Origin of the sequence: Klebsiella sp. 28, from assembly GCF_018223905.1 — a bacterium.
GTDB lineage: Bacteria > Pseudomonadota > Gammaproteobacteria > Enterobacterales > Enterobacteriaceae > Klebsiella > Klebsiella pneumoniae.
The window spans coordinates 1-7,994 of record NZ_JAGRQY010000207.1 but is presented as its reverse complement, the minus strand read 5'-3'; the positions used below and the strand labels follow the sequence as shown (position 1 = coordinate 7,994).

The 7,994-nt window shown below is 52.0% G+C and carries 6 protein-coding genes and 1 tRNA gene; 3 read left to right on the top strand and 4 right to left on the bottom strand.

Translation table 11 applies throughout. The features are described 5' to 3' along the window. From KHQ28_RS26200 to KHQ28_RS26190, 3 genes are all read left to right on the top strand, one after another. A partial coding sequence (locus KHQ28_RS26200; protein WP_323131620.1) for a PUA domain-containing protein occupies window positions 1-474 on the top strand: 474 nt, incomplete at its 5' end. A 10-nt stretch (window positions 475-484) separates the two neighbouring features. Continuing rightward, window positions 485-1,738, top strand: coding sequence for a glutamate-5-semialdehyde dehydrogenase (gene proA, locus KHQ28_RS26195; protein ID WP_004147253.1), 1,254 nt, complete (start codon window positions 485-487; stop codon window positions 1,736-1,738). 113 nt (window positions 1,739-1,851) lie between these two features. Further along, window positions 1,852-1,927 (top strand) — tRNA-Thr (locus KHQ28_RS26190). A 474-nt stretch (window positions 1,928-2,401) separates the two neighbouring features. Here KHQ28_RS26190 and KHQ28_RS26180 read toward each other — a convergent pair. From KHQ28_RS26180 to KHQ28_RS26165, 4 genes are read right to left on the bottom strand one after another with little or no spacing between them, the layout of a single operon-like run. Next, complete coding sequence (locus tag KHQ28_RS26180; protein WP_032419366.1) at window positions 2,402-3,568, bottom strand: hypothetical protein; 1,167 nt, start codon at window positions 3,566-3,568, stop codon at window positions 2,402-2,404. Between the two features lie 50 nt (window positions 3,569-3,618). Beyond that, a complete protein-coding gene (locus tag KHQ28_RS26175) occupies window positions 3,619-6,144 on the bottom strand; it encodes a fimbria/pilus outer membrane usher protein (RefSeq protein ID WP_223175056.1) in 2,526 nt (841 codons plus the stop codon). A 37-nt stretch (window positions 6,145-6,181) separates the two neighbouring features. Continuing rightward, complete coding sequence (locus KHQ28_RS26170; protein ID WP_004183108.1) at window positions 6,182-6,880, bottom strand: molecular chaperone; 699 nt, start codon at window positions 6,878-6,880, stop codon at window positions 6,182-6,184. Between the two features lie 48 nt (window positions 6,881-6,928). Then, a complete protein-coding gene (locus KHQ28_RS26165) occupies window positions 6,929-7,447 on the bottom strand; it encodes a fimbrial protein (protein WP_004183106.1) in 519 nt (172 codons plus the stop codon). Window positions 7,448-7,994: the final 547 nt, after the last annotated feature.

Genomic DNA, 7,994 nt, shown 5'->3' with positions numbered 1-7,994 from the left:
CCCGGCGGCGATGATGGTATCAATCCCCGCCCGGCAGGCGACGTCCGCGGCCTGCAGCTTGGTGCCCATGCCGCCGGGAACCGCCCGGACGTCATCGGCCATGCGATGGCAGGCCTGCCGGTAGGTACCTGCTTCCACGCCCAGGAGTCTCCGCTGGAGAACCGTAAGCGCTGGATCTTCGGCGCGCCGCCAGCGGGGGAAATCACCGTCGATGCGGGCGCGACCCAGGCGATCCTCGAAAGAGGCAGCTCGCTGTTGCCAAAAGGGATCAAAATCGTCAGCGGCAACTTCTCCCGCGGCGAAGTGATCCGCATCCGCAATAGCGAAGGACGCGACATCGCTCACGGCGTCAGCCGCTACAACAGCGATGCGCTGCGCCTTATCGCCGGCCAGCACTCGCAGCAAATCGATGCCATTCTGGGCTATGAATACGGCCCGGTGGCCGTCCACCGCGATGATATGATCATCCGTTAAGGAGCTGAAAATGCTGGAACAAATGGGCATTGCCGCCAAAGCGGCCTCCTGGCAGCTGGCGTTACTCTCCAGCCGGGAAAAGAATCAGGTACTGGAAAAGATCGCCGATTATCTGGAAGCGCAGACCGATGATATTCTGCGCGCCAACGCGGAAGATTTAGCCGAAGCTCGCGCCAATGGCCTGAGTGAAGCGATGCTCGATCGCCTCGCGCTGACCCCGGCGCGTCTGAGCGGCATCGCCAGCGATGTGCGCCAGGTGTGCAATCTGGCCGATCCGGTCGGCCAGGTGATCGACGGCGGGCTGCTGGACAGCGGTCTGCGTATTGAACGTCGCCGCGTCCCGCTGGGGGTGATTGGCGTGATTTATGAAGCGCGTCCTAACGTGACGGTCGACGTCGCCTCCCTGTGTCTGAAAACCGGCAACGCGGCGATCCTGCGCGGCGGGAAAGAGACCTGGCGCACCAACGCCGCCACGGTGAAGGTGATCCAGCAGGCGCTGCAGGAGTGCGGTCTGCCGGCCGCCGCGGTACAGGCTATCGAGAGCCCGGATCGCGCGCTGGTGGGCGAAATGCTGAAGATGGATAAATACATCGATATGCTGATCCCTCGCGGCGGCGCGGGCCTGCACAAGCTGTGCCGTGAGCAGTCAACGATCCCGGTGATCACCGGTGGGATTGGCGTGTGCCATATCTTCGTGGATGAAACCGCCGAGATCGCCCCCGCGCTGAAGATCATCGTCAACGCCAAGACCCAGCGGCCGAGCACCTGCAATACCGTGGAAACGCTGCTGGTGCACCGCAACATCGCCGATACCTTCCTGCCGGCGTTGAGCAAGCAGATGGCCGAGAGCGGCGTCACCCTGCACGCCGCCCCTTCCGCCCTCCCCGCGCTGCAAAACGGCCCAGCGAAGGTCGAGCCGGTGAAAGCGGAGCAGTATGACGACGAGTATCTGTCGCTGGATCTGAACGTCAAAGTGGTGGCTGATATGGACGAGGCTATCGCCCATATCCGCGAACATGGCACCCAGCACTCCGACGCCATCCTGACCCGCACCCTGCGTAACGCCAACCGCTTTATCAATGAAGTGGACTCTTCCGCGGTATATGTGAACGCCTCCACGCGCTTCACCGACGGCGGCCAGTTCGGCCTCGGCGCGGAAGTGGCGGTCAGCACCCAGAAGCTGCACGCCCGCGGCCCGATGGGGCTGGAAGCGTTAACCACCTATAAGTGGATTGGTTTCGGCGACGATACCATTCGTGCGTAAATGAGAACGGGCGATGCAAAAATAGGCAGTTGATTCCACTGGCTATTGACGCATCGCCCGCTAAGTTCTAACCTTTTGCCTCGTGATTCACGCTCGTGAACACCTCTTGCAGGGCCGATATAGCTCAGTTGGTAGAGCAGCGCATTCGTAATGCGAAGGTCGTAGGTTCGACTCCTATTATCGGCACCATCAAATGCATCCCGTTTCAACATGCCCCTGTTTTTATTAAATATAAAAATTTTCTCATCGGCGGGATGGCGTCAGTCCACCGAATGCGATTGCCGCCGCCGAGGTGGGGCTCTCCTTTTTTGACTGGATGAAGTGCGGTTTCCCGGCAATGATCGTTTTACTGCTTGTCGCTATTGCGATTCTTTACCTCTTATTCAGGCCAGAACTTAAGGGAACCTTTGAAATGAATAGTGAACAGGTCGATTGGGATAAAGGCAAAGATGATGCATAGCGGCCTGTTTTTGAATATCGCTTGTATTGTCGTTTTAACCGTTTTTAGCATATTGTTTTGGGTATAACTTAAACGCAGCGCGGCGGTCACTGCTGGCCGCCGTGTCAGGGTCATTCTCTTTGAGCGACAGGCGAGGCGCGCTCGTGCCATCGGCGAGATCGCCAGTATAAAACGATGCCGGGCGTTACGATTAAGCCAATACTCTACGGCAGCGTAAAGGTCACCGTAGCCCTGGCGCTCCATGCGCCTGATGCGGTCGAACTTTGCGCTTTCCACTGCGCCGTCAACGACTGTGGCGTCTGCACCGGATGGGTATAGGTCGCCCCCGTACAAACGTTGGCGTTGGTATTGTCGCGCATTATTCGAAAATCGATTTGCCCTGTTGTCGCGCAGGTCCAGGATTCAAGAACGTTAAAGTTCTGGTATGCGCCAAAATTGCGGGTGATATTCCCCTGCCCGGTTACGGTAAGCGGTTGTTCCATATAGGTTGTGCGCCAGGCGGAGATAGTCCCGGTGTTAAATACCGTCCTTGGGAGAATGTCAATCGCGGTGATATTACGGATATTTACGGTGATATTGTTGGTGATAGGGAGCGCCAGCGAGTAACTAATCGTCGGGGGATAAGCGGGTTTATTGGCCGCAGGCACTATATCCAAAGATCTTGACATGTAAGCGCCATTCTCCCGCGAGATCTGGCCACCTTGCGATACGTTGCAATAAAGGTGGATATAAGGCGGCGTTTTTGCGGATAGTGTCGCCTGCAAATTTGTATTGTAGGTGGGCCAGGAATTAGGTGGTAATAGGGTCTGACTTGGATAAGTAATAGAAGTCGTATGGACATCTGGTATAGACGTCTTGTTCAACTGCCTATTGACTACTGTTCCTGTACCAGAGCTAAAAGTAAGTCCAACAAAATCGCCGAAAGAGGTTAACGAACTATTTATATCGTTAAAGAAATTAAAAAAAGATTTACAAGAGGCGCTTTTGCCCACGTAGATAGTGTAAATGTCCGTAAAGGAGAAACATCCGCTTATGGTAAGAGATGTACCGCTGGCGGTTGCAGTACACAATCCACCAGCATTCATACGGGTGGCTGCTGTTGTAGCAATAGCGGCGCTATCCATGGTGTAGGTATGCGGTCCCCAGTAAAACGGGCCTGATAGTTGGGCATATGTACTAGTGGCCCAGTAAACCTTTTCACCATTCGCGATTACCGACGTGCTGGCAGCTACGGTCTTTGGCGTCAGCGTGACGGTTATCGGATCCGTAGTATAAGCACCAGTTACCGGATCAAACGATCCGCTATTAGCCTCAGGGGTGACCATCAGCGTCGCCGCGATTGCCGCGAACATAAAAACAAACCACTTCATTTTATTCTTCCTCGTAAGGACGGCTATTTACTTTGCTCAAGGGCGCAGAGTTATTGACAGACGCTCGTCGCGTTCCAGAGACCGGACGCGCCAGCAGATTTATGGGCTATATAATCCGCCCGACAGGTGGTTTCCTGCCCCTGGCCATTCCCCCATTTCACCTGCAGCGTCCCTTTTTGCGGTAAACCGCTCAGCAGAACTTCTCCGCCGTCACCGACAATTGACGCGTTTTCTTCACTTTTAAGCAGCGACGCCATCGCGCCAAAGGGGACCGGTTTACCCCCAGGCCGCGTTAACGTCATCAGGACACGGTGGCCAATGGCGGTTTTATACTCTGCTCTAACGATTGCCCCGCGGGTGGGGACGACTTTATTGGTCATATAGGTGATATCGGTATCGTCCCGCAGGGTTTTACTATTCAGGCTAATATCATTGCGGCGATAGGGGGTCAGATACGGAACAATCGCGTAACCCCGACTATCCGTTGAGATACCGGCGTAGTTATTGACGCCAATGCCTTCTGCGCCAGGAGCCTTAACTAAACCAATAGTTTCACCCAGGGATTGGGACAGCGTGATACCATTCTCATGAATCACTACCCCACCGGCTATGCCATACCCCAGCTGTTGGCTGTCGCGGCTGCGGCTGTAGGAACCATTTAACGTTCCGTGGCTTGCCTTCCAGCTGACGTTACCCCCGACGACTTGTTGTTCGCTGCGCCCCGCAAGCGTCGCGTTTATCCCCCAGTCAAGACTGGCATCATCAAAGGCTGAACCATTCAGTCGGAGGTTGTGGCTGGTTCCGTTTCCACTCGCATGGGTTGTCCCGTATGAGGCGTATGTCCGGTTGAGGAATTTATCCAGCGGCACATTGATCTCAAAGGAGACCACATTATCCTGTTCGGCATGGCCATAGAGCCCGGTATTCCGGTTCCAGGAGTAGTTCAGACTGATACCAATCGCGTTGAAATTTTTGTAATAGCCCAGATTTGCCGACAGGCTGTTACGTTCGTTCTGCCAGTAATCCTCGCTGATCAAGGATGCATTCAACGCCCCAAAGTTATCGCCAAGATCCTGATTCAGCGACAGCTCAGCCCGGTTACGCCGGCGATCGGTGATATAAGAAGGAATGTTATTATCGCTACGGTAGGTACCCAGCGTTTCTTCCAGCGAGCGAAATCCGGAGGTGGAATAGCGATAGCCGGCGATGGTAAAATTTGTTCCCGTCTGCAGGAAATTTTTGCTATAGCGTACCCGGATCGACTGGCCCTGTTGCCTGCCGGCATCGGTCGACATGGAGCGGGAATGGATGGCGTCGGCGGAAAAGGCGCCCCAGCTACCGATATTCTTACCCACCCCCAACGCATATGACTGATATTTATTGCCTGCGTTTTGCACGCCGCCGTAGAGCGTAAAGCCCCACGGAAGGCCATAAATTCCGGTGCCCTGAACAAACAGGTTTTTTTCCGTGTGAGAATCGTAGGCGCGGAATTGACCGCCCGTAACGCTATAGCGAAACTTACCTTCACGCTGTAGAACAGGCAAAGATGCGTAGGGGATGCGCAAGTGCTGCTCGCTGCCGTCGGCTTCTTTGATGGTCACGTCAAGATCGCCTGCTCCTCCGGTGGAGGCCAAATCGGAGATCTCGAACGCCCCCGGCGCCACTTTGGTCTCATAGACAACGTAACCATTCTGACGGATGGTGACCAGGGCATTGCTGCGGGCAACCCCTCGAATCACAGGCGCATAGTTACGTACGCTGGAAGGCAGCATGTCATCATCCGAGGCCATCTGAAAACCACGAAATGGCACGCTATCGAAGACATCAGCTGGTGCTGAACTGTCGCCTAACGTCAGTTGGCTTCGCAAAGAGACAATATTCCGCTGAAGATAGCTATAGACGTTGTCCCATTTACTTCCACTCTGATTACTATGCTCAAAGGTGGTGTAGTTGCGCAGACGCCAGGGACCGATATTGAGACCGGGACGCAGGTTCAAATACGTGCTTTCGTAAGTTTCTGCACCCTTATATCGGCTCTGATAGCTATTCATGTTGTAATTGAGGAGAAGGGCTGGAATACCTTCATCCCAACGTTCAATAGGCACTTCATCCAGGCTGCGCGTATTCATTGCCGCATGAGGGATACTCAGATTCAGCTTTTGGCGGTTAAACTGGAAGTCGGCAAATGCATCAGGGATGCCCGCAAGATTGGCGCATTCGCTATCACTGACGGCGAGTTCTGGAAATGAGGCCGTATCAACTCCCCATTGGCCGAGTTCTGCCAACGTGACGCAGGGCTCCAGCTTTCCATCCTGGTTCTTTGAAAACATCACATCGCGGGCATCTGCGGTCACCATTTCGTTATTGACGTAGATATCTACCCGGTAGTTTCCTGCTGGCTGTCCATTGACGACTTCAAATACGGAGAGGTCTGTCGTCGGCGCACCTTCTCCTTCGCGAACCTCAAGCAAAGCAGGATTAAAAAACTCATCCGCAAACGATATGGCTGGAGCATTGAATAGCGCAGACATCATCAAGAAGCATGCATATTTCATATTGAAATTGAACTGACCCAAAATTCCATACCCATTAATCAGATGTAATCAGAAGAAATTAATATTTTGAGTGAAACTCTTTGCCACTCGTCCCGTAATCGTTAATTATTTTCCAGCTAATAGTGTTACCGACTGCTCCTGCAGGAATGGTAAATAGCCGTTCTGTTGCTGGTGCCACATAGGTCTGCTCTGGCAAGGTGGGTTTAAACGTCTTTCCGCCCACCGTAATGACGCTGAAGTTCATGTAAAACGGCGTTGGGTTAGTCACCTGAATCTGGTTACCGATTTTTTTCCAGACAAGTTTATCCGCGTTTTCTTCAGGCAAGCCTTTTACAGCTGAAGGACGATAAATAAATTTCAGCCTTTTTTTGATCGCCAACTGCAATGTATTTTCCTGTACCTCGTTTTTTTTAACTGAAGGGATCGTCTTAATGTTTAGCCAGAATAATGACTCACGGTCTTGCGCAAGGTTTGCCCCCGTAAAAACCGCGCGCAAAGTATTGTCCTGGCCGGGCTCAAGACGAAACAATGGTGGGGTAATCATAAACGGGGCCTTAGCTTTGCTATTCTCCCCTTCGTCCACCCATGACTGAATAAGAACGGGAATGCCCTTGTTCGTATTGCTTACAGTAATCGATGCTTCTTTTTCATCACCATGAAAAACCAGGCGGGTCCCGCCGACCGAAACCGCCGCATGACTATTTATTGAAAAAAGCAAACATGACGTCATTAAAGATAAAACAAGTAACGCTTTCATTGATGCTCCGGTAGCGGAGGTGTTACCACCTCCGCTGCATGTCAAAAATTACATATACGAGATGTTTACCTGGGCGACGGCGTTAGCCGCGCCTGCGGTGACAGAAGCCGCAGTACTGATGTAATTAGCGGTAAAGCGGAGTTGTTGGGTCGTAGCGCTTGTCAGCGCAATACCGGAATCGGTAGAGTTAATATCAATGTTGGTACCATCTGCTTTTTTGATATTAATGGAAACGCCCGATGCGCCGCCTGCGGTCAATGCCAGGTCACCCGCCGCATCCGCGGCCCCTGAAAAGGTCACCAGTGCAGCCGTCGGACCACCTGAAGCCGGACAACCCGTTAAGTTGATGGCGAAAGGAACAGGAAGGGTCGTTGTCCCTACCGTCGGGAATTGAGCAGCACCGTAGGTGCCTAGCTGAACGTTAACAGTATTGTCTGAAGTATCTACACTGCAGGCTTCCTGAAGAATGGTTCCGCTGAAGTTAACGGTGGCATCCGCCGCCAATGCCTGAGATACAGACACAGATAACAGACCAAATGCAAACGCAGCTGCTGATAATTTTTTCATACATCATTATCCTTAATATAAGCCACCGAGGTGCTTCGGGGCATATTGCTATAAAGTGTTGCAGAGCCATATCATATGAATGGCCTTGAGCAGCAACATAACGCCCACGTTATTGCCATGCACCTGAAAACGTCTTATTAAGAATTTATAACTGTGCATCATTAGCGCCTGATAAAATCCTTCTTCCAGCCTATAAAAGATGCGCCATGATTTTTACGACTGTGTAAAAGGGCTCGATGTACATTTATCACAATGCGTAATGCCATTACCTCTTCTTTTACCTTGTTTTTTTATTTTCAAAATAGCAAGCGCTCCTTTGAGTTTTGAGTTTTTATTGGTTACAGCCTTAACCGCCATGTTATTATTTCGTTTAAATACGCATTCAAATTTAAAATGTTATTAACAAAAAAAATTTCGCGGGTGTTCATTAATATCTCACGCCCCCTTCACACCAATAATTGAATGGCCAGACATAAAACGCACCATACCCTTATTAATCAACAAGTTAAAAGTTAAACCCTTAAGAATTTAAGTAATAATTAAGAAC

What these genes read in the sequence shown, in the direction of transcription:
- proA (WP_004147253.1), top strand. Translation starts at nt 485, where the DNA reads ATGCTGGAACAAATGGGCATTGCCGCCAAAGCGGCCTCCTGGCAGCTG.
- KHQ28_RS26180 (WP_032419366.1), bottom strand. Translation starts at nt 3,568, where the DNA reads ATGAAGTGGTTTGTTTTTATGTTCGCGGCAATCGCGGCGACGCTGATG.
- KHQ28_RS26170 (WP_004183108.1), bottom strand. Translation starts at nt 6,880, where the DNA reads ATGAAAGCGTTACTTGTTTTATCTTTAATGACGTCATGTTTGCTTTTT.
- KHQ28_RS26165 (WP_004183106.1), bottom strand. Translation starts at nt 7,447, where the DNA reads ATGAAAAAATTATCAGCAGCTGCGTTTGCATTTGGTCTGTTATCTGTG.